This window comes from Vibrio sp. McD22-P3 (genome assembly GCF_021568915.1).
Taxonomy (GTDB): domain Bacteria; phylum Pseudomonadota; class Gammaproteobacteria; order Enterobacterales; family Vibrionaceae; genus Vibrio; species Vibrio mediterranei.
This window is the reverse complement of record NZ_JAKGTN010000015.1, coordinates 87,782-110,337: the sequence shown is the minus strand read 5'-3', so window position 1 is coordinate 110,337 and position 22,556 is coordinate 87,782. Positions and strand designations below refer to the sequence as shown.

Here is a 22,556-nt window from a genome sequence, read left to right as displayed (position 1 = left end):
TCCACTCCTTACAGAAATGACAGTGTCCAACTATTGATTGTTCCGGTATCTTGGCGAGCGCTATCTACCGCTTTAAGCGTCCAGTTCCCTTTAGACTCAACACCAGAAAAGTCTAAAGAATAGCTGGTCTTGATGTCGCTGGCAGAACCCCCACTATTTTCATGCAGTACTTTTTCACTGTTGGTCGGTGAGATCAATGTCAGTTTAAGATCTCCGATATAACTATGGCTAACGTCCACGGTGACCTCAAGGCTTCCGGAGTCACCAGAGCGTAAGACCTCTATTTGGCTGGTTGCTCCGCTAGTATTGTTATCAGGGATCTCGACCGCGCTGTTGTTAGTGTAAGTGGATGGTGGTTGAGTGCCGCTCTCTGCACCATTATGAGCGGCGGTGAGCATCACACCAGAATACGCCGAGTAGCCCTTCACCAGCACATGATACGTGCCTGCTGAGACGTCACTTATTGTGCAGCGTTCATTATTTCCAGATTCCCATGAGCGACAATCATAACGACGATTCGTCGGCTCTTGCTCAAAACTCACATATAGATCAGCATCACCGCTGCCGCCCACTAATGAGAAGCTGAGCTCGGTTGCATCATCGGGTACATCAAATGTGAACAGACGACTTGATTGAGCACTACCTTGGAGCGGCCCTTTAGCAATACCATTAACTAATACCGTTTCTCCCTGCCCACCATCCGGACCATTACAACCTTGATCGAGATAGCGCTTTGCCGCATCAGCATCGACTAAGCCATAACCGGTTCTGTTATCTCTGCCAGCAACATCGATATCTTTTGCACTTGCGGTTAATGCTCGGCGAACTTGTGACGCGGTGCAATTTGGATGATAGCTCCACACGAGTCCTGCTACACCGGCAACATGTGGCGTAGCCATGGAAGTTCCATTGTAATACTCGTAGTCTTGCCCTTTTGATGTGTAAACGGTAACAATTTGGCCTTGTTGAGCGGCAAGCTCTAGCCCGAGTTCCCTATTGACCGTTACTGAAATCAAGCGATATTGGTCGTTGTCATCCAATACAAACGGGTTCTGTAAACCTGGTAATTCACTGTTGCTGTAGACAATAGCAGCCCTAGCACCTGCGTTATAACAGGCTTTGACAGCATTTATCTCAGGGCGAACGCCAGAGCGTTGATTCTCGATACGCTCAGTCAAACACACTTTGTCGGTAAGATCGCCGCAGCGATAATCGCCAGACGACACATCACATTGTGCTAATTCTCCGCTAAAGGATCCTGAGATCGGGTCCGATAAATAACGGCCAGAGGTTTTTGACTTGCGGTTGTGCGATACCACACCACGCTTAAACTGACTGACGCCATTGAATACAATGTCACTCAACACCCCTTCTCCAACGGTTACCGTAGACAGTACTGCGACACCCGGAGCAGCAATCTCTACTTGGTCAGTAGCCTGAGAAAACGCTGCATGATCGTCGTTGTTATCAACCGCTGCCACAGACATTACCGCCTCATATGACGCTGGATAGCTATGCGCGGTATTCCCATCGTTACCTGCAGCGGCGATGAGCAATACGCCTTGGTCGGACAATGACTGCAAAGCATTTTGCTCAGTGCGGCTGGCTTGGCTACCACCTAAACTCATGTTCACAACATCGGCACCATTCTCTGCACAGGTTTGTATTGCTTTCACCAAGCTTGACGAATAACCCCACCCCGACTCGTTGAAAACCTTAACAATATGTAGATTCACCTGCTGATTTGGCATGACTCCTTTCACACCTTCACCATTTGCAATGGCAGCAATAGTTCCCGCAACATGCGTACCGTGAGCGTTGTTATATCCCGGTTCACTCCAAGAACCCGTTCCACTGTCATTGGTACCACGAACACGATTTCCACTCAGATCGTTATGGCTAACATCGTAGCCCGAATCAATAATGCAAACTGTTCGATTGCCAGCATTACTATCACTCAGCAACTGCGCATTAACAGCGTTGTATCCCCACGGTGTTGTTTCGCTCAGTAGAAAACGGGGAGGGTCAACTTCCACATACTCTACTTGTTCATGACTTCTTAACTTTGAAAGCTCAGCATCGTTGACCTCTATGCTGTAAATCGGCTCAGCGCTGATCTTCTCCACCGCACTCGCTTGGGCAGCTTGGAGAACATTCTCTGGCAACTGATTCAAGCTTGGCTCTGTACCGTCCGCAGAGAAGGCCTCTCTAGAAACCTCTTCTTTGAACTTAATAATGTACTTAGCTGGAAAGTCATCTTCGTTGAATGGCGCTATCTGAGAAGCATTCGCTATAGAGGTACCAAGTAGAACCAAGGTTAGTGATGACAGGGTATAAACCCCTTTTGTGTTGTGCATGTAATCTTTCCTTATCTAGCCATTTTAATTATTTTCATTCACGAACTATCACCTCAGTGACCATTTATGAACTATTTAGCTATAAGGTGTTGTCACTAACTTGCAAATAATAAGGTTTACTATTGATTGTTTTTTGCACTTCAAATCACTAAATAAACCCGAAGAGTGAACACTCAATAAGAGCATATACTCTAGAAAATTAAATTGACAAAGTTGAAATTTAAACCATTGATTTAAAGCTACTTTATGGCAACTCTCAAGATAGAAATTGAAGTATTAATTAAGAGTTAATCGTAAAAAGCGAGAAATTACTCTTAAATAACAAAGCGAAAAAATAACAATTAGCTTATTTAATTAAATTACGATTGGAATATGCACTCGTTATCTATCAAACTCATTAATAACATTTTAATTAATTAAATTTGACTACGGCTATTTAGGTAACAAATAAGTTTATTGCAAACCAATAAGAGACTAATGGTGACCAATACTTTTGTTTTGTTTGAGTGCACTGCTAAGCTGAAATAATCCCTTGTGACTTAACTCGACACGACGAGTGGCAACTTATCATTATCAATGAGATTAGGGAGGAGGAATTGCCAAGTATCATTCAGGAATGTAATCGAGAGCTCAAAAAGGTGTTGTTGTTCTACCCTGAAGAACAGAGATCAAGCGTCGATTGTATGCTGGCGCAGCTGATGTGCTGTGAAATATTTTTAATTCAGTACCCTATTCTTAATCACTTTCGAGGCAAGAGTTCACCGTGGTATCACGTCCAGAATATCCGCTATCAGCTATTGTCACAGACAAATGGGAAAGAATTGAGTGGTTATGAGCTCGTCATTTTTCAAGGTTGGTCAATGGCGAAAATTGACGATGCTCGGATTTATGAAAAGCCAATACCAGAGCGAGTACGTCGCGCCTATTTAGACTATCAATTCTTCGTCGACAGCCTGGCTTCCGACTAGCCTAGAACTCGCTATTCATCTTTGTGAGACATGAAATCAACAAGGCTTCTTGTTCCGGCTCGATATGCCTCGTTAAATCTTTAACCAAATCCAAATGCAACTGGTTATGATGACGATGAATCTCTTGCCCTTGCTGTGTTAGCGCCACCACGATGGCGCGACGATCATTAGGGTGTGGTAAGCGTTCCATCAGGTTGGCAGCAACAAGTTTATCTACTTGAACCGTTAATGTGCCCGTAGTAATGCCGAGCTTGTCGGCAAGCTCTTTCATTCTCATAGCACCATGAATACCGAGCACTTCAATGGTGTGGACTTGTGCAAGGGAATAGCCAGTCTCTTTGACCACTGACTGTTCCCATGAAGACATCTTGTCGTAAAACTCGGTAAGTAACTGATTTAACGATTCTAAGTTTCGCATTATGTTGAATGTACTTCTAAAGTGAGATGGTCAATCTTATCAAACTTGCTTAGCTTTTGCTTATACTCATCCAATGAAATACCCGCTTGGTCTATAAGCGTAATTGCCGCTGCGTGATGATGTCCACTCACCTTCCAAATATGTAAATCCGTAACAAGGGCTACTGGCGTAAGCTCATCTTGGATTGCCTTTCGATATTTATCATCGATATTTTCATCAAGCAGAATCGGGCTTGTTTGCTTGAGTAAGTTCAATGTCCACTTACTGATCACTAACGCACCGACCATGCCCATCAACGCATCGAGCCAATTCCAACCATAGAACTTCCCTAGTACCAAGGCCACAATTGCCATCACGGAAGTCAGCGCATCTGCTAGCACGTGTAAGTAGGCTGCTCGCAAATTATGATCATGGTGATGTGTATGTCCATGATGGTGTGAGTGCTCGTGATGATGAGCATCATCATGTCCATGGTGGTGATGGTCACCTAGCAGCAGCATACTGATGACGTTCACTGCCAAGCCAATACAAGCGACGATAATCGCTTCATTAAACTGAATCGACTGCGGATTAAGCAAGCGATGGACCGACTCAACCAACATTAATAACGCAACAATCCCAAGTGCAATGGCACTTGTGTAGCCACCAAGCACACTGACCTTTCCCGTACCAAACGAAAACCTATCATTACTCTGATGTTTTTTCGCATATCGGTAGGCAAACAAGGTAATGCAGAACGCTGCCGCATGTGTGCCCATATGCCAACCGTCTGCCAAAAGCGCCATAGAGCCATAGACCGTGCCCGCGACAATTTCGACTACCATCGTGGTCAGCGTAAGAAGCAGCACGTAAAGCGTTCGCTTTTCACCTTGATGATTGTGACTAGAAAAATGGTGATGATGAGTCAGTGTGTCATTAGCTATTTTCATTATATTGTTTGATTATCAAATTATTTGATTTAAATTTAGTTTGATCATCAAACAATGTCAATGTTCGATTGCAGCAATAACCGCTTCCTTGTTATCGTCAGGACTCAAATCGTGAGGATGCACGACATAGCGACATAATGATTCCAAAGCAGATACCTTGAGTGATCATGGCGGTCCCACCATAGCTAAAGAAAGGCAAGGGGCTACCCATCACCGGTAATATCCCACTCACCATGCCCGTGTTAATAAAAGCATATAGAAAGAAACTTAATGCCAACGAACCCGTCACTAGGCGGCTATATGCATGGTGGCAATGACAGGAAAGCCAGAGCGTACGCAGCGTGATGAATAAATAGAGCGATAGCAGCAGTACACTACCAATGAACCCCCACTCTTCTGCGTAGGCGGAAAAGATGAAGTCGGTATGACTTTCAGGAATAAAACCCAGCGAGCTTTGCGTTGCATTAGTCCAACCCTTACCCGTAATACCACCTGAGCCAATCGCAATATGTGACTGAATAATCTGATACCCAGAGCCCAATGGATCACTTTCGGGGTTAAGAAACTGCAGGATGCGCTTCTTTTGATAGCTCTCGATAACAAACCACCAAAGCAAAGGGATCATTGTCGCGACCAAACCAATAAAACCACCGATGATCTTCCAGCTCATTCCCGCGAAATAGAGTACAAATAACATGTAAATCACGCCAAATATTGCACCGTCCAAGTCTGGCTGAACAAAGATAAGCCCTGCGGGGATGGCGGTCAGTATCATGGCATACACAATCTTCATCCCTGTCGGTCTCTCGCCATCTTGCTGGATAAACCAAGCCACCATCATAGGAATGGCTAATTTCACTAGTTCAGAAGGTTGAAAACGGAACCCAGCAATGCTCAACCAACGTTGGGAGCCGTTAGTACTATCCCCAGCAAACACAACCGCTACCAGAAGTGTTACCGTCAAAAAATACAGATATGGTGAAAAACGGCGGTACTGTTTGGCAGGAATCGACGACATGATCGCAAGACAAGACAGTGAAATAACGCATCGAATTAGGTGGTTGGTGATAACGGCCTCGTTATAACCACTGGCGCTCCATATCGTTAAGGTACTCAGTAACATCAAAGACAGAATCGCTAACACAATAGACAGGTCTATTTGTGGAATAAGGTACTTTTTCAAAATATAGCTCGGTAAAGTGACGCACAATATCGCCACTTGGATTGATAAAATGGTGAAAGGAACAACGAAGAAACTGCTCTCAATTAGTGCTTTTTAGCGGTTTGCCTAAATCCGCGAATAGCTTTACGTAGTCGCCATGTCATAAAAGTAAAAATCGCTGCAAACAGCGTCACAAAGGGAGCAGCCATTAAGACCATAGTGGTCACTCTGCTAATAGGCTCAGGCAACGAAGGTAAGAGAAATCCTACACCCGCCAACAAGCCAATCCACAGCGTGGCACTAAGCCATGAGAAATAGTGAAAGCGAGGGGCATCATGAACACGAATCCCCATGACCATTGGGACTAAAGAACGCACACCCGGAACAAAGCGAGCACAGAACAAAGCGACGAGCCCATGACGACAAAGTAAATTGTCCACCAAACGCATATTGCTCTCAGGAACTTTCGCTAACCAACCACGAACAATAGGAAGCTTGTTAAGCCACTTACCTTGTAGATAGGCGAGCCAACTACCACCAGCCGCAGCAACGATGAGTAGTGGAAACGCGATAAATGGACTAAGAACACCGACTGCCGACAACGTCCCAACTAAAACGACGACACTGTCGCAAGGTAAGGGGGCAGCTGGAAGAAAGCTACTTTCTAACCCGATAAAAAATGTCACCAACACATAAATTAAAATGGCGCTCTCTGGTGCAAGCAGCGCATTAAAGTCCTGATTCCAAATAGCAATCAAGACATCCTGAGTAGCTTCAAACATAACGACTCCAAAAACCAACAGTTAACTAAGGAAATAACAGCAGGAATGAGGCGTACTTAACGAGAATGGATAAACCGATATTGAAGGTTACTGTCCTGCCATCCGGCTAAGCGTCGACTGTCTGAAAACAAGTAACTTCGTGGCGTGTAACGGGCTCCCCAGCAAGTAGTTATCAGACACGCGAAAGCCGCAACGACAAGCAGCCAGGGCAAGACTTCTTTTGAGGCTGGCTGAGCTTTGGGAATAGGTACTCGAAACGTTGAGCTGCGCAGCAACTGGTTATCATTGGCAAGGTCAGGAGTACGTTCAGGAGTGATGACCGTCGCTTGATATTGAGGCAAATCCACTTCCATAGCATTAACGATCCCGCCCAACAGCAGTATCGATAGCAAGGTCGCAATCAGTGGAAAAAGCTCAATGAGTCGCTTCAAAGAAAAAGCCCAGTAGTGGAATCTGCTTATATGTACTGCTATCCATGCTAAAAAGCAATCTTTGTTATCACTAGACGACAATACACCCAGTTAACTCTCTATTTTCGATAGCTTATTTTTCATCAGATCCAATTGCGTGAAATCTTCGTAGCTGATATTTATCCACTCATTGAAATATGGCATTTCCTGCATATTGCTCTATAACTACGAGTAATGGTTTTGCATGTACTCAATGGCTGGACAGTCACACTGTCTCGATCTGGTTTCTAAGGAATCAATATGAAAAAAATCCCTCTTGCTATCATTACCTCACTCATTCTTTCAACCTCTGCTTTTGCTGCTCAAAGCACCATTAATCAAGAAGCAATGGAAACGACAACGGGTGGGTTTCAAGGACCGTCAGCAGAAGACTCTTTAAACACTGTTCAGGAAATCATGGATGCGGGCTGGTTAACCGACGGTAACAAGGTCACCATCGTGGGCTATTTGGTAAAATCAATGGGTCATGAAGTGTATATGTTTAAAGATGATACTGGTGAAATGCCGGTAGAAATCGACGCCGACCAATGGGCAGGACAAACCATCACGCCAAAAGACAAAGTAAAAATCTATGGCGAGATTGAAAAAGGTGACAGTGATGTTGCTGTAGAGGCGGAATCAATTCGAATTATCAAGTAGTCCCGTCTAATACAATGAATCTTTACGTACTCAGCGCCGATTTACATTGGCGCTATTTATTTTCCTTTTAAATAAAACACTTGCTCGACAGCGCACTCCTTATCATCCCCCCTTCTTATCTCAGTATATCTCTGTTCTAATCCATTTATCTCAACGATAAAAGAGAACCGAACCATGTTTGAATACAGCCAAAAACTCATTTCTGCACTAGATACACTTTTTAAAACCAATCAATCTCAGATTATTCAATCTTCTCAGCTTTTTGCTGATGCTATTGTCGGCGATAACATGATTCACATCTTTGGCACCGGACATTCGCATATGGTGGGGTTGGAAGGCTTTATCCGAGCAGGAGGGCTTGGTAATGTGAATGCTATCTTAGATTCAACCGTACTGACTTCAGATGGTGCCTTGCGAGGTTCAAAGCTCGAGAAGCTAGAAGGTCTTGCGAAGATCTTATGGGAAGAGCAGAACATTTCGAGTGGTGACGTCATTATGGTGGTATCAAACTCGGGAAGAAATGCGCTACCGGTCGAATTTGCTCAGTTAGCTAAGCAAAAAGATCACCCTGTGATCGCTATTACTTCCGTCACCCAATCGTCTCAATACCCGAGCCGCCATAGTTCTGGATTAAAGCTGATGGACATCGCTGATATCGTGTTAGATAACCAAGTTCCAAGTGGCGATGGTCTATGCGAAATCAACCAACGCGTTACCGGTGCCTTTTCAAGCATCTCAGGTATGGCGCTGGTCAATACAATTACCACCGAGGCGCAAAAGCTTGCACTCGAAAAAGGGGTAGAGCCGCTGATATTCTCAAGTCAGAATGTAGATGGATTTAATAATGATGATGTCTATGCGCACTTTAACGGTCGCCTCAAGTCCATGTAATACGGCGTCACATTGCCTATTTTGTCGAGAAGAAACCAACTCACTAATACATTCAAGCTACTGATGAAAAACAATAAATTGCAAGACTTGACGATATAGTTATGTAAAATGACCGCACCTATATAAAAAGTTAGCACCAAGACTAACTCGCCTTAGGTATATCAGAATAACAATATAAAAAGGTATCAGTATGAATCGAGTTGTTCATGTGCCCGCTCACTTTTGTGAAGTCGGCAAGCATGAAGCTGTCGACTATAGTGACACGCCTGTTTGGACCAAAACGGGTTACTCTAAGTCTGTCATTGACAGTGTTCGCCTCACAGAAGATCTTCAAAAAGCCGTAGAAACTCTTAACCACGATGGCTACGAAGTGATTTCGATTACACCCATTACCAGTGGTGACTATGATTTTAAAGCGCTACTGGAGCCAGGAGGGCGTGGTGATAGCGGATATGGCGGCTACGGTTATGGTTATGGCTTTAGCTATACCCAAGGGCTTATCGTCACCGCAAAGCGTATTTCAAGTAATCAAGCACCGACACCCAAACCATACTAGTCATCTCAACTAGGTAAAAGCAGCCTCTGGTTATCGTAGGCTGTTTTGCTCACTCGCCACCAAGCACGTCGCTTTGAGGCTTTCCACTTCAACTCTGTAGTAGCAAATACTCACTCAATGAGAAAGTAGATTTTTAAAGCACGCGAGTTATCAGATACTTAGCCTCGTATGTTCCATGTTATGAGTAACACTTGGTGAAGAAAGCGCTTCTTATCTCAGTACTGCTGTTATTTGGCTGTGCTAACCACACGAATCCTCCTGGATCTTCCACATCATCGAACACCCAAAAGCAAGTCATCAATCAACTTTTGAACTATGTGGCAAATCAAGCCAAAGAAAAGTGGGGAGAGGACGAGTTTGTTCAGGCTGGTAAGCATCGCTACGTGAAATACCTAGACGGCTACCGAACACGAGCGCATATCGATTTTGACCGCGGGAAAATTTACGTCTCTACACTGTCTCAAAGTCACCCAAAACAACATCTGCAAAAAGCCATTGTACAAACGCTGCTGATGCCGGCCGATCCAGAACATGCTGAGCTGTTTTCCGACAAAGAAGTGGTTCTAAAGGGAAAGCCTTTTCTACTTGGTCAAGTACTCGACCATGATGGCAAGCCGATTGAATGGCAGTGGCGAGCCAATCGTTACGCCAAACATTTGATCGCTACTCAACTGCACACCAAGCCAATTAAAAATGGTAACGCTTACTATGTCGAGATCTCGATGACGGACGATCACTTGCAGCAGCGCGAGTATCAATACGCGGATCTGATCCAAAGCGCAGCAAAACGTTACGGCTTATCTGAAGATCTCATTTACTCGATCATAAAAACCGAAAGTAGCTTTAACCCATATGCGGTGAGTCACGCAGGTGCTTACGGTCTCATGCAGGTTATTCCTAAAACTGCAGGGGCGGATGTGTTCAATTTGGTCAAGAACAAACCCGGCATACCGACCAAAGAGTACCTTTTTGATCCTGCTAATAATATTGATACGGGCGCTGCCTATTTTTACATCCTAAAGAATCGTTATTTACGCGATGTAAAGCACCCTACTTCTCTGCATTTCAGCATGATTTCGGCCTATAACGGCGGAACTGGTGGGGTACTGGCGACATTTGATAAAGATAGGAAACGAGCGATGAACAAATTAAACCAGATGGAACCACAGCAAGTTTATACCGCTCTCACCACACAACATCCGAAAGATGAAGCGCGGCGCTATTTACAAAAAGTTTTGTATTTTCAGAAGGACTTTAATGAGAATGTGTTAACCAAATAACGCACTTTCTTACAACATTACCCAGCCTGCTCAACAAACGATCAAAAGATTAACAAACCTATATTATTCATATAGTTAAAAATGAAAAATTAAAGAAAAAGGACACTGATACTTACAATATTTGTGTCCGAATTTTCTAGCAGTCCGCGACCAGACTGATATGATCATCGCAAACCAATGAACCTCCAATTTTCGACATCCTATTTGTTGGTTAATAAGGCCTATCAGACTCAGCATCTAATAGGCCTTTTAGTTTTTGAGAGCTAGAATCGTAAGGGTTAATGAGTCACCAAAAACGCCTGTTTCGCTAGCTCGCTAACGATAATCCGATTAACCGCCAATGAGTGCAGGAATACCTGGTAGTTGACCAACGACCGCCAGCGAGCCTACACAAACTACAAATGCCAATCCCGGAATCAGATACTTATCTTTAGCGGATAGTTCTTTTGCTCTCTCTCTATCACCGATAAAGCCCATGTTATCTAACAGCATGGTAGTGGCCCATCCAAATACAGGATTAACAAACGCACAAGAGAAAATACAGATGCCAGCACTGAGTGAATCTTTGTGCTTATGAATCATCTGCATCCCTGCTTCAAGCAAAGGTAGGAAAACACCAACAATCAAAGCAACACGAAGTACCGGTTCCCACATCGCCAGATCCATTGGATAACCTAATACAGACGCTAAGATACACAAGATGCCGGTTAACAGTGCCCCTCCTGGAATCGGGCGTTTGGCGATAGCAGCAGGTATCATGTAAGTCCCCCAAGATGAGGCAAGATTTCCTCCTCCTAATAATGCCCCCACTCCTTGACGAATTGACGCACCCATCATGGTATCGTCAACATTCATCAATACACCTTTGGCATCTTTTGGATAGTTCAGCTCTTGGAACACTCGGTGGCCAAGATAATCTGGCGACCACATTGCCACTGCTAACAAAGCAAAAGGAGTCACAGCAATATAGTGCTCAAGTGTAGGCCAGCCTAGTTGCCATCCCGTATCTTCACCCCACCAGTAGAAAGGACTCAAGTGCGGCAAGCCAGGCTCTGTCGTAAACGCAAACTCTGCCCCCATAATGAATGCTACAATCCCTGCTAATGCCGAGCAGAGAGGAATCGCTAACCAACGTTTATTGACCTTGGCAAGGTAAGCGTAGACCAACACGGTAATCCCAATTACTGCAAAAGAGATATAGCCATGTCCACTACTCGCAGCCCAAGCCTCAGTTTTATTAATCTGACTAATTAAACCAACCGCACCTAAATAAATCAGCAACCCTCCCCGAACACCGACTCCGGTGAGCGCCATCAATTTCGACCCTCCTTTGGTAAAGGCGAGAATCAACCCGAATAGACACACCATAAGACCCAATGCCAACGGATGCCCACCAGCCGCTGCAATGAGGGGAATCAAAGGTATCATCGGCCCATGTGTACCAGCTAAGTTGGCATTGGGGTTCAGAATGGCCGAGAACAAAATAACAAACAACGCACCCGCAATGAGCAGTTCATAACGAACATTTTCCGCAACAAACTCAGGGGACAGCCCAAACTGAGCTGCAAATGCGGCAACCATTGCGGTCACCATGACCACTTTACCTATGGTTGCTGCAATAGCAGGTACCCAATCTTCTATCTCAACACTGTAATCACGAAAGGGTAAGTGGATCCCCCAACGACGAAAGCTCATGATTCTTAGATCGTGGTCTAAAAACTCTTCCCTGCTTTCAAACTCCTGCGCTTTTCGGCGCATGTCCCTATAAAACGTCTTACTACTTCCAGACATACATCTCTTTCCTTATTGAGCATGAGGTCGCCCACCTGAAAAAAGTACATTCAACTTACGCTTGGTATATCAACCTTCAATTGATACGAGACGACATCCCAGCCGCTACCTAGCTTCTTCTTTTTGCGCCAGAAGAGTGAATCTACTGTTTGGGTTCCTCATTGGTGATAGTTAAAAAGCTCATGCGTTTTAACTGAATCCCTGTAACAACAATGGACAAAATGTAAGCAAAATTTACGACCTGTTTTTTGATTTGAATTAGCGTGAAGCCACTCTTAAAGCGGTAAGGTAGTGTTTTTGCAGTAGTTGTGACGAAGTGCACAATGAAATACTTTGTGTATCTTGTTGAAATGAAACAGATTTAATAGGGAGTCTATGAAGATATCGGAGCATGCTAATCGAACCGAAAAGCTGTATGGAATAAGAGCAGAAGATATTCATAAATGGATTGATGGCTTTTTTGACCACGACCGATTTGAGCACGCATTAAGCAAGGGCCGCGTCGCTAATAATGACCCCTACGATCACCGACAGTTTCGTCACTGCAAGGAAGCCTTAGCAGAGGCATATTCAGAGTTTGAAGGGAAATACAGCAGGCAAACTATCCGAGACGTATTCGAGGCTCATATCCGTGACGATTATGACGGATACCTCCCTTCAAGAGCCGACTTCAAAAACGACACATTTAAAGCCAAATACCACGAAGCACGTGAATCAGAAGAGTTACGCGCTGTGCTTAGCGCCAATGAACTCGCTGAGTACTTTGATGGTTTACACGCAAGTAGGCAAGAGAGTAATCGACTCTTTTCACGCTTTAGCTTGCGGATTGTTGCCCCATCTATAGTGGCACTAGTTCTGTTTGTATGCGCTACTTTTTTCATGGTTTTGCCATTTGTCGAAGAGTCGATGATGAATCAAAAACGGCAAATGTTAGAAGAGTTGACATCGTCAGCCGTTAGCATTGTTGATAGCTATATTGACCTCGAAAGGCGTGATGTCTTAACTTTGGAAGAGGCTCAATCTCGAGCAGCTACAGAAATTGCAGCTATGCGATATGGTACTGATAATAAAGATTATTTTTTTATTATAGACTTCCATCCTAACATGATTATGCACCCGTATCGACGAGATTTAACGGGTCAAGACCTCACTGATTATCAAGACAAAGATGGTGTCGCGATTTTTGTCGAATTTACTAAGTTGGTCGCCGCTAAACAGCATGGTTTTCTCGAATATCTCTGGCAATGGAACGACCGCACTAATACCACAGCGCCTAAGCTGACCTACGTGCAAGGGGTCGACGACTGGCAATGGATTATCGGAACAGGAGTCTATTTTGACGATGTTCAACAAGGGATTGATGATCTAAAGCACACATTAATGAAGATTTTTTCGGTCATTTTCTTCGGGCTTTTGGTTTGCCTCGGATTTATCTTATCGCAGAGCAAAGCGATAGAAAATCGCAAAAAAAGAGCTGAGTTAGCACTACATGAGGCGAAAGACCGCTATAGAGCATTGGTTGAGTCATCAAACGAGGGTTATATCTTGGAAACTGAAGGCAAGATAGTCTATTCCAATGATTGCCTGCAAAGAATAACAGGATACAGCGAAACGGAATTACAAGATCACTCTATTTGGAGCCAGCTCTTTCCTGAAAGTCCGCAAAATGTGCACGTACTCCAACACTTACTAGCACTGTTTAACAACGCCGTAGAACCTAATGAGTTCGAAGCACAGCTCCTCACTAAGAGTGGTAACATCGTCGACATTATCTTCAGCTCATCAAGAATTTTTCTATCTGAAAAGCAAGGTCATGTTCTGTCGTTCCGTCCAATCACACGTAAAATCTATAGTGGAAGCTTTGGACTTATTGAACAGGTTAGTCACTATCAAGAGCTAAGCAGTCAAATCGTCAGAGACATCGAGCAAAGTCAATCTCAAGGCCAAACGGTTGAAGCACTCAATCAACTGGCTGAGCTGATTCGAGAGATGATTCAAACGGGTTCTCGTCCCGAAATTTTGCGTCGCACTATTGGCACTGCTTACGACGCCGCTATCCGTCGATTTATCGAGTTAACCATTGATGAGCTCGGCGAACCACCTGTGCCGTTTTCTTTTATTTCTTTCGGCAGTAATGCACGCCATGATATGACGCTTTTTTCTGACCAAGACAATGCAATCGTCTTTGAAACGCCAGATACCGCTGACCTAAAAAGCGTGAGACGTTACTTTTTGCATTTGGCGGAAAGTGTCTGTGCCAAGCTAGATCAAGCTGGATATCGCTATTGTGAAGGGCTCATCATGGCCTCAAATCATCAGTGGTGCCTTAGCCAAAAAGAATGGAATGACAATTTCAGCCAGTGGATTCAATATGCCACCCCTAAGTCGATACTGGAGCTGAACGTCTTTTTTGATATTCGCTCCACCTATGGTGACGAACGTTTGGTCAATGCTATCCAAGATCATATTCAGGTCTTGCTCAAACAATATCCTGGATTTATGTCGGTTTATGCCAAAAACTGTTTAGCACACAAAGTACCTGTTACCCTAACCAAGCAGATAAAGACTGAAAGACAGCAAGGACAACTGACACTTAATCTAAAAGAGTGCTTACGACCTATGGAAATTTTCTGTCGGCTATATGCCCTAAAACATGATATTCGTGAGAGCAATACTGTCTATCGACTAAAGCAATTGGCGACAAAGCATGAAATTGATGCCCTCGCTCTTCGAGAAATGCTCTATGTTTTCGACCATATCTGGCAATTGCGCTTCATGAATCAGATTATTGAATATTCAGATCTGCGTAAGATCAACGACCAGATAGTATTACAAGACCTCACACCTATAGAACAACAGCACTTACAAAGCGTTCTTAACCGCATCGCTATCTTCCATCAAAAAGTACAACAAGATTTCCTATAACTCCCCTTGGTTAGTCTAGTTTTTTCGCTTCATCTGAATAACCTACTAGACTAACCCCTATGAATAGAAATCAGCTTATTATTCCTATACTACTTACGCTGAGTGTCATCTCCGCTGGGAGCTACTGGGTTTATACGTTTGTAAATCATGCTCAGCAAGAGAAGATGGTTCATGCTCAAGAAATCGCCTTTGATAAAGCTCGAGCTATAGAGCTTGAGTTAGCGCAAGCTTTATCTGTAACTAGGGTGCTTGCCTTATTGATATCTCAAGACCAAGGTAACGTCGAGGATTTCGAGTTCTACGCCCAAGGGTTGATAGCTCAACATCCACTCGTTGATAATATTCAGCTTGCCCCGGACGGCATTGTCCAACATATCTACCCGCTTAAGGGGCATGAAGCCGCCATTGGTCATAACTTACTACGGGATCCTGCAAGAAAAGTGGACGCACTACGTGCAATCTCAACCCGAAAATTAACCTTATCTGGTCCATTTCAACTCAAACAAGGTGGGGTAGCCGTAATTGGCAGGTTACCTATCTTTTCACCCCAACAAAAAGCATTCTGGGGCTTTGCATCAGCCTTAATCTACTTTGATACTATTTTGCTCAATGCGGGCCTGCCTTCAGCTGCTAATTCATACTATTCGTTCGATTTGTCCGCTATTGATACCACAACAAGTCAAGTGAAAAGTATTGCTGGGATTAAACTCCCATCTTCTGACCCACAAGATGTGACAACAACCTCCACCATTACCCTCCCAAACCAACAATGGCAATTAGCCATTACATTACCAACATCAAGATGGGAAAAGTTTTTCCCGATGGTGAGCTATCTTGTGATCATTTCTATCGGGATATGCTCCGGGTGGATAACCTGGAAATATTTACAACTTCCAGTTCAATTACAACAAGCGGTAAAGAAAAAAACCAAACAGTTGGAAAATCTGTCATTTACCGACAGCGTGACTGGCATTGGCAATCGTCGCTTCTTTATGAAGAAGTTAGTCGCGGCACAAGCTCACACGCAATCGACCTTAACTAAAGCGGTACTATTTATCGATCTCAATGACTTTAAGATCGTTAACGACAGATATGGACATCTATTTGGCGATAAGGTCCTTAAGCTGGTTTCTCAAAGACTCAAAGCCAATACCGCCCACTCTGATATTACCGCTCGAGTGGGTGGAGACGAATTTGGTCAGCTACTGTTTGATATAAAAAGTCGTCAACACCTACAAGACTATATTGAAGGCGTCATTACCTCGCTGAAAGAGCCTATGAACATCTCTGGTATCCAAGTGACTATCTCAGCATCGGTTGGCATCGCGCTTACCCCTGAACATGGTCGTCGCGCTACTGAGTTACTTAAGGCTGCGGATATCGCTATGTACCATGCCAAACAGGAAAAATCTGGGTATCAGTGCTGCTTTTATGACCCCAACATGGCGCTAAAATTTCGCCAAATCCCCGACTTCAAGCGCGATTTTACTGAGGCACTTTTGCACGAACAATTACGCCTCTATTACCAGCCCATATACTGCTTACGCAGCCAACATATTGTGCACTATGAAGCTCTAGTTCGATGGCAGCACCCACAAAAAGGCTTGCTTCCACCCAGTGAATTTTTAGAACTCGCTGAACAGGTTAATTTGCTTGTTCAGCTCGAACAATGGGTGCTAAACAAAGCATGCGCTGATATTGCAGAACACCGTGATCTGCATGCTCAGGAAGTGTGTGTCGCTATCAACATGAGCCCGGGGTTTGTGACAGACTCTGATTTATTACAGCAAATTGATGATTTACTAGCGCTCTATGAACTTCCGACAAAAGCGATCAAACTAGAACTCACTGAGACCAGCGTACTGACAAATCATGACATAGCAATGAAGACCCTCTCTGCATTAGGAGCAAAAGGTATTGAAGTGGCTTTGGATGATTTTGGAACCGGCTATAGCTCATTTTCATTGCTACATGAACTTCCTATTCATACTTTAAAGCTCGATAAGAGCTTTATCGACAAACTACTCATCGATAGTAAAGATTATTGCGTGGTTGCCAGTATTATCGAACTCGCACATAAGCTAAACCTTAATGTCATCGCCGAAGGTATTGAGACAAAAGAACAACAAGACAAGCTGAATTCGTTAGGATGCGATTACGGACAAGGGTATTATTTTTCTCTTCCTTTTCCTGCATTTAATACTGAATTACCCCCCTCAAACTGCGAGCAACATGATTTGTGCGACAAACCTTGCATTCCGACCCCTTCTCCTAAACAGCTAACCACGCCCATTCCTATATACACTGCCTTCAACAAAGCACAACGTAAGTAAACACTAGACGATAGGGAGACCTGTTAACGGGTTACCGCGAGCCCTTACAATGAAAAAACTTCTGAACTCCGCTGATCAATATGCTAGGATGGCCGACTTTTTATGACGCAGCTCACATTTTGCTCAGCAAAAATCGCGTCCAAATCCACATTGCTCGCTTAACCGCAGCATATAGTGAATAGTGATTATTTAATGCTAAATTCTAATACTGTTGAATCTACTTCAGCAGCTTCAAACTCAGCGTACGATGCCATACATCCGCCTGAACGACTGAGACAGCTCGCAGCCAAACTGGAAATGAACAATCCAGTGTTTTGGATTAGCGGCTCTTTTCTTACCCTATTTGTTCTACTTGCCCTTACCCATCCTGTTACTCTTTCTTCTCTGGTCGATTCTGGTTTCCAGCTAGCAACTCGTTATTTTGGTGCATTTTGGCAAATTTTGTTGTTAACCAACTTCGTTATTGGCCTCGCACTCTGTTTTGGTCGTACTGGTGACGTTCGCTTAGGAGGTCTCAATACTCCTGATGTAACGAATTTCAAATGGCTATCGATAGTATTGTGTACACTGCTCGCAGGTGGCGGCGTGTTCTGGGCTGCTGCTGAGCCAATCGCACACTTTGTTTCACCTCCACCTTTATTTGGCTCTCAAGATGCCAAAACCAATGCCATCAACGCACTTTCTCAGTCTTTTGTTCATTGGGGTTTCTTAGCTTGGGCTGTTCTAGGTTGTTTGTCTTCCATCGTGTTGATGCATCTGCATTACGACAAAGGCTTACCTCTAAAACCGAGAACCTTGCTATATCCGCTACTTGGGGAAAAAGCTATTAAAGGCGGAATCGGCAACACGGTAGATGCACTGAGTATTATCGCTGTTGCCGCTGGCACAATTGGCCCTATTGGTTTTCTGGGGCTGCAAATCAGCTATGCCATGCAAGAGCTCTTTGGTACTACGGACACCTTCATAACCCAAGCTATAGTAGTGATCGTTGCGATGGTATTTTATACCCTCTCGGCATTAAGCGGAGTCAATCGCGGTATCCAGTTGGTGAGTCGCTATAACATTATTCTTACCGTGGCTCTTATCGTGTTTATTCTATTTGCTGGTCCCACTGGCTTTATTATCGATAGCTATGTTCAAGGTTTAGGTCAAATGATTGACCAATTTGTTCCAATGGCGCTATATCGAGGAAACCCTGAGTGGTTAGGTTGGTGGACCGTGTTCTTCTGGGGTTGGTTTATTGGTTATGCTCCGATGATGGCGATTTTTATTGCCCGCATTTCCCGTGGCCGCACTATCCGCCAGCTAGTACTTGCCATTAGTATCGCCGCCCCACTAGTAACTTGCTTTTGGTTCACCATCGTCGGTGGTTCTGGACTTGCCTTTGAATTGGAAAATCCTGGTGTGATTCAGGCAGGCTTTGAAGGATTCAATATGCCAGGGGCACTTTTAGCGATTACACAACAGTTGCCATTCCCGACGCTGATCTCCATTTTATTTTTGATTCTCACCACGACTTTTATTGTCACCACAGGTGACTCCATGACTTACACCATCACCATGGTGATCAGTGGAGACAAAGAACCGAACGCGACGATTCGAGCTTTCTGGGGAATCATTATGGGCGCTGTTGCCATTGTTCTGATTTCGTTGGGCAGTGGTGGGATCTCTGCATTACAGTCATTTATTGTTATCACCGCAGTGCCTGCCTCCTTCATTATTGCGCCGAGTCTTTGGTATGCACCAAAAATTGCCAATCAGATGGCAAAGCAGCAACGACTTTGACGCTATAACAAAGTCACCAGCGAGTTAAAACTATTTTACGGCAAGCACTTCACGCTTGCCGTTTTCATTCCACTTACCTGTGTTCTACATTCCCTATTCATTACAAATTACCGCCTCCACTTTTGATACATTTCATCATCAGATACATCAGAGTTATGTCAACTTGTTTCACCTTATGACATCGCGCTCAGCAGCTTTCCATTACTATCTGTTAATTAAAGAAAAATTCGTCTTATGTCATTATTAACCAGCACTTAAACGTCTTTTAAACCAAACACATTTATCTGTTCCCTCCACCGCTTTAGGCTGCGCCCCCTCCGTTACCAAAGGTTTGTTTAGGTTCCTGCCTAACCCCCTAGAACCTGAACATCTTTGGTAACAACCAACTTATTATTACTGCTTAAGGCTTGTTATGAACACCAAAACTAAAATTGCATTTTTTCTCGCTTCTGCGCTGACACTCAGTGGCTGTGTCGGCAGTAACGCTGTGACCGAAAAGCTGATGGGTTTCAACGTTAAAGTCGTGGACAACCGTTACGCACGTGCAGGCGTTAACTTCCTGCTATCTCCTGTCTATGGTTTTACGCTAGTGGCTGACTTGTTCGTTGTGAACTCAATCGAATTCTGGTCTGGTACCAACCCAATTAACGGTAAGCCTCATGTGTTTGATACAAAAACAGAGACCTATTTAGAAGTGAATGACAAGGTTGATTCTAGCCTGCACGATGCACCGATTGATCCACTGACAATGAGCACGCCTAACTCAGGCACCATTCGTTACCTCGATGAAAACACGATTGAAATGGAAGTGACCTTGGCGGATGGTCAGCAATCGAAAGTGATAGGTGTAAAAGAAGGCGACAAGATCAGTTACTACATTGATGACCAATTAGTGTCTCAAACAACACTTGATGCGCTAGAGCATGAGTTCTCAGAATCGTAGGAAATAATCTCTATCTTTCCTATAGTTAACTAAGTAACCACGGAAGGTTACCTACTTTAACTCATGGCAAACTCTATGACTCAATACAGTGACAAGATTGATTTAAACCTTTTTCGAACTTTTGCTACCGTATACAAACATGACTCGATTAGTCGTGCAGCAGAAGAGCTCAACGTCACTCCAGCATCAGTAAGCCAATCAATTAAAAAGCTTTCTATTGAGCTCAACACCTCGCTATTTATGCGTCGAGGCCGCGGTATAACTCCAACCCTACAAGCGCATCATTTAATAGAACGCATTGCCCCTCTGCTCCATGAATTCGATGTAATTACCAATGACTGCCTTTATGGTGTTCACCAATCAACACCACGAAAAGTGGTGGTACAAGCACCTGAACCCATCATATTTGAACACATAAAAAGCACCGAGCTTGCCAATCACACTGAAACTCGTTTTCGTCTCGAATGGTTGGATATCCTTTATAGTAACAGCGATAGCTACGAGACTTTAAAATTCAAACACGCCGATGCCATCATAGATATTTTCCAGCTCGCTGAACCGAACATTTGCAACGATCTGTTATTTGAAGATGAAATTGTGGTGATCGCTTCGAAAAACCATCCACGAGTAGGCTCCACCATCTCACCAGAGCAGTTTGCCGAAGAGTCGCACATCATATTGAATTACCAATTTGGAGAGTCTTCGCTGTTTGAAATGCTATATAATTCACCGCCACCCAAAAGACGTATCTTAAGCACGCAAACCTCTTTAACCTCCATGCTGTCGCTTACTTCAGAAAGTGAAGCACTGTGCCTCTGTACCAGACGATTCGCTGAACAGCATGCCAATCGGTTACCTATCAAGATCTTGCCATTTCCGGGTCCGGTTGAACCCGTCAAATTCTGGCTTATCTACCCAGCCCAAAGCCGAGATACACACGCGATAAAATGGCTTCACTCCACACTGGTTGATTGGATACAACGGCAATGAGTCCGAGCCATCAAACCATGAATTAACGCTGACTGAATTGTGCTTGTAAAAAGGGTAACAACAATAGGCCGATGACAGCCGAACAGACCGATATCACCACAAAGAACCCAGTCCAATGGAACTGCTCCAATACCATCGCAAGTGGGTAGCCAGCAAGAGCTGCGCCCATATAGGCGAACAGTCCAACAAATCCTGTAGCCGCACCTGCTGAGTCTTTATGTGAACACTCAGCCGCCGCCATACCAATCAGCATCTGCGGTCCAAAAACAAAGAAACCAATGGCAAAAAAACCAGCAGACTGAAACACAAAGTTGGTTAATGGCATTAACCAGAGCGCGGCAACAGATAGGAAAATCCCCATTGCGAAAATCAGGTTCATTGGCCCACGATTACCGCCAAATAGCTTGTCTGAGCCCCAGCCAGCGACTAAAGACCCCACAAAGCCGCCGACTTCAAACAAAGATACTGATGCATTGGCGTTGATTAAACTGTAATGATGCTGCTCAGTCAGATACAAGTTACCCCAGTCATTGATCGCCGTGCGCACGATGTAAACCAATACGTAGCTAAAAGCGAGCAACCAGATGTATTTATTGTTGAGAACATACGACCAGAGAATCTGCTTCGGCTTCAGCCCTACTCCGTCGTTTTCTTGAGCCAATTCTAACTTATCATTGCGCCATTGGCCTACGGTAGGCAATCCCATTGACGTGGGTTTATCACGCAGTCGCCAACAGAGAAATAAACCTATCAGCACGCTTATTACGCCCGGAATAATAAACCCTTCGCGCCAACTATAATGAAAGGTTAGAAAGCCCACCAGCAAAGGAATCATCGCACCACCGACATTATGTGCTGTATTCCAAAGCGACCAGAAAAATCCTCTTTCGGTTCTGGAGTACCAGGTGGTCAAAAGCTTGGAGCAGGACGGCCAGCCCCAACCTTGGAACCAAGCATTAAGAATCCATAAACTCGCAAGAACAAACAGCGAACTCGACAGACCAAAGACAATGTTTACCACTCCACTGGCAATAAGCCCGATACCCATAAAATAACGAGGGTTGGAACGGTCTGAAATAATACCTGAGACAAATTTTGATAGCCCATACATCAAATAGAACATGGTGCCCATCATGCCGATGTCTCCCTTGTCTAAACCAAGGTCGGCAATAAGTGCAGGCGCGGTGTAATTGAAGGTTTTTCGGGTAAGATAAAAACCGGCATAGCCGAGATACATTCCCAGCATGATGTGAAAACGCCAGTACCGATAGCGAGTATCGACACTCGCGCTATCTTGATGTTTCATCTGTTGTTCTGCTACTTTGACTGTCATGAAC

At 44.2% G+C, this 22,556-nt stretch carries 18 protein-coding genes; 10 read left to right on the top strand and 8 right to left on the bottom strand.

Going from position 1 to position 22,556, the window contains the following annotated elements:
- Positions 1–8: 8 nt before the first annotated feature.
- Positions 9–2,357, bottom strand: coding sequence for a S8 family serine peptidase (locus tag L2W36_RS18025; RefSeq protein ID WP_236110878.1), 2,349 nt, complete (start codon positions 2,355–2,357; stop codon positions 9–11).
- A 596-nt stretch (positions 2,358–2,953) separates the two neighbouring features.
- On the opposite strand from L2W36_RS18025, the gene L2W36_RS18020 reads away from it, so the two are divergent.
- Positions 2,954–3,325 (top strand): hypothetical protein, encoded by a 372-nt coding sequence (locus L2W36_RS18020; protein WP_006069918.1) that lies wholly within the window; start codon positions 2,954–2,956, stop codon positions 3,323–3,325.
- Between the two features lies 1 nt (position 3,326).
- Here L2W36_RS18020 and L2W36_RS18015 read toward each other — a convergent pair whose 3' ends face one another.
- The 5 genes from L2W36_RS18015 to L2W36_RS17995 form a co-directional block, all read right to left on the bottom strand.
- Positions 3,327–3,743 carry a MarR family winged helix-turn-helix transcriptional regulator gene (locus L2W36_RS18015; RefSeq protein ID WP_006069917.1) on the bottom strand — a complete coding sequence of 139 codons (417 nt, stop codon included), beginning with the start codon at positions 3,741–3,743 and terminating at the stop codon, positions 3,327–3,329.
- Positions 3,743–4,672: a CDF family Co(II)/Ni(II) efflux transporter DmeF gene (gene dmeF / locus L2W36_RS18010; protein ID WP_236110877.1), complete on the bottom strand. Its 930-nt coding sequence runs from the start codon at positions 4,670–4,672 to the stop codon at positions 3,743–3,745. Before dmeF ends, L2W36_RS18015 begins: the two co-directional genes overlap by 1 nt.
- Before the next feature lie 97 nt (positions 4,673–4,769).
- Complete coding sequence (gene rodA / locus L2W36_RS18005) at positions 4,770–5,855, bottom strand: rod shape-determining protein RodA (protein ID WP_006069915.1); 1,086 nt, start codon at positions 5,853–5,855, stop codon at positions 4,770–4,772.
- Between the two features lie 83 nt (positions 5,856–5,938).
- Positions 5,939–6,616: a DedA family protein gene (locus L2W36_RS18000; RefSeq protein WP_006069914.1), complete on the bottom strand. Its 678-nt coding sequence runs from the start codon at positions 6,614–6,616 to the stop codon at positions 5,939–5,941.
- 56 nt (positions 6,617–6,672) lie between these two features.
- On the bottom strand, positions 6,673–7,047 hold the full coding sequence (locus L2W36_RS17995) for a hypothetical protein (protein WP_006069913.1): 375 nt from the start codon (positions 7,045–7,047) through the stop codon (positions 6,673–6,675).
- A 279-nt stretch (positions 7,048–7,326) separates the two neighbouring features.
- Here L2W36_RS17995 and L2W36_RS17990 point away from each other — a divergent pair, with 279 nt between their 5' ends.
- The 4 genes from L2W36_RS17990 (at position 7,327) to mltC (ending at position 10,452) form a co-directional block, all read left to right on the top strand.
- A complete protein-coding gene (locus tag L2W36_RS17990; protein ID WP_006069912.1) occupies positions 7,327–7,725 on the top strand; it encodes a YgiW/YdeI family stress tolerance OB fold protein in 399 nt (132 codons plus the stop codon).
- 174 nt (positions 7,726–7,899) lie between these two features.
- Complete coding sequence (locus tag L2W36_RS17985; protein ID WP_236110874.1) at positions 7,900–8,616, top strand: sugar isomerase domain-containing protein; 717 nt, start codon at positions 7,900–7,902, stop codon at positions 8,614–8,616.
- A 190-nt stretch (positions 8,617–8,806) separates the two neighbouring features.
- The gene (locus L2W36_RS17980; protein WP_006069902.1) at positions 8,807–9,172 is read left to right on the top strand and encodes a hypothetical protein; all 366 of its coding nucleotides are present in this window, start codon (positions 8,807–8,809) and stop codon (positions 9,170–9,172) included.
- Positions 9,173–9,366: 194 nt separating this feature from the next.
- Positions 9,367–10,452, top strand: a complete 1,086-nt coding sequence (mltC, locus tag L2W36_RS17975; RefSeq protein ID WP_236110872.1) for a membrane-bound lytic murein transglycosylase MltC — start codon at positions 9,367–9,369, stop codon at positions 10,450–10,452.
- 330 nt (positions 10,453–10,782) lie between these two features.
- On the opposite strand, the gene L2W36_RS17970 is transcribed toward mltC, so the two are convergent.
- The gene (locus L2W36_RS17970) at positions 10,783–12,243 is read right to left on the bottom strand and encodes a DUF3360 family protein (protein ID WP_062458027.1); all 1,461 of its coding nucleotides are present in this window, start codon (positions 12,241–12,243) and stop codon (positions 10,783–10,785) included.
- A 375-nt stretch (positions 12,244–12,618) separates the two neighbouring features.
- On the opposite strand from L2W36_RS17970, the gene L2W36_RS17965 reads away from it, so the two are divergent.
- From L2W36_RS17965 to L2W36_RS17945, 5 genes are all read left to right on the top strand, one after another.
- The gene (locus L2W36_RS17965; protein WP_236110870.1) at positions 12,619–15,168 is read left to right on the top strand and encodes a DUF294 nucleotidyltransferase-like domain-containing protein; all 2,550 of its coding nucleotides are present in this window, start codon (positions 12,619–12,621) and stop codon (positions 15,166–15,168) included.
- 59 nt (positions 15,169–15,227) lie between these two features.
- Entirely contained in the window at positions 15,228–17,501 is a 2,274-nt protein-coding gene (locus tag L2W36_RS17960; RefSeq protein ID WP_236110869.1) for a putative bifunctional diguanylate cyclase/phosphodiesterase, read from the top strand.
- 192 nt (positions 17,502–17,693) lie between these two features.
- Complete coding sequence (locus L2W36_RS17955) at positions 17,694–19,286, top strand: BCCT family transporter (protein ID WP_236110867.1); 1,593 nt, start codon at positions 17,694–17,696, stop codon at positions 19,284–19,286.
- 412 nt (positions 19,287–19,698) lie between these two features.
- Positions 19,699–20,229, top strand: a complete 531-nt coding sequence (locus tag L2W36_RS17950; RefSeq protein WP_006069898.1) for a DUF3332 family protein — start codon at positions 19,699–19,701, stop codon at positions 20,227–20,229.
- Positions 20,230–20,304: 75 nt separating this feature from the next.
- Positions 20,305–21,219, top strand: a complete 915-nt coding sequence (locus tag L2W36_RS17945) for a LysR family transcriptional regulator (protein WP_164491426.1) — start codon at positions 20,305–20,307, stop codon at positions 21,217–21,219.
- Between the two features lie 22 nt (positions 21,220–21,241).
- Here L2W36_RS17945 and L2W36_RS17940 read toward each other — a convergent pair whose 3' ends face one another.
- A complete protein-coding gene (locus L2W36_RS17940; RefSeq protein ID WP_006069896.1) occupies positions 21,242–22,552 on the bottom strand; it encodes an MFS transporter in 1,311 nt (436 codons plus the stop codon).
- Positions 22,553–22,556 lie beyond the last annotated feature (4 nt).

Bases quoted from the DNA above. Each gene is read 5' to 3' on its own strand.
- L2W36_RS18025 (WP_236110878.1), bottom strand. From the start codon at position 2,357: ATGCACAACACAAAAGGGGTTTATACCCTGTCATCACTAACCTTGGTT.
- L2W36_RS18015 (WP_006069917.1), bottom strand. From the start codon at position 3,743: ATGCGAAACTTAGAATCGTTAAATCAGTTACTTACCGAGTTTTACGAC.
- dmeF (WP_236110877.1), bottom strand. From the start codon at position 4,672: ATGAAAATAGCTAATGACACACTGACTCATCATCACCATTTTTCTAGT.
- L2W36_RS18000 (WP_006069914.1), bottom strand. From the start codon at position 6,616: ATGTTTGAAGCTACTCAGGATGTCTTGATTGCTATTTGGAATCAGGAC.
- L2W36_RS17990 (WP_006069912.1), top strand. From the start codon at position 7,327: ATGAAAAAAATCCCTCTTGCTATCATTACCTCACTCATTCTTTCAACC.
- L2W36_RS17985 (WP_236110874.1), top strand. From the start codon at position 7,900: ATGTTTGAATACAGCCAAAAACTCATTTCTGCACTAGATACACTTTTT.
- L2W36_RS17980 (WP_006069902.1), top strand. From the start codon at position 8,807: ATGAATCGAGTTGTTCATGTGCCCGCTCACTTTTGTGAAGTCGGCAAG.
- L2W36_RS17970 (WP_062458027.1), bottom strand. From the start codon at position 12,243: ATGTCTGGAAGTAGTAAGACGTTTTATAGGGACATGCGCCGAAAAGCG.
- L2W36_RS17965 (WP_236110870.1), top strand. From the start codon at position 12,619: ATGAAGATATCGGAGCATGCTAATCGAACCGAAAAGCTGTATGGAATA.
- L2W36_RS17960 (WP_236110869.1), top strand. From the start codon at position 15,228: ATGAATAGAAATCAGCTTATTATTCCTATACTACTTACGCTGAGTGTC.
- L2W36_RS17955 (WP_236110867.1), top strand. From the start codon at position 17,694: ATGCTAAATTCTAATACTGTTGAATCTACTTCAGCAGCTTCAAACTCA.
- L2W36_RS17950 (WP_006069898.1), top strand. From the start codon at position 19,699: ATGAACACCAAAACTAAAATTGCATTTTTTCTCGCTTCTGCGCTGACA.
- L2W36_RS17945 (WP_164491426.1), top strand. From the start codon at position 20,305: ATGACTCAATACAGTGACAAGATTGATTTAAACCTTTTTCGAACTTTT.
- L2W36_RS17940 (WP_006069896.1), bottom strand. From the start codon at position 22,552: ATGACAGTCAAAGTAGCAGAACAACAGATGAAACATCAAGATAGCGCG.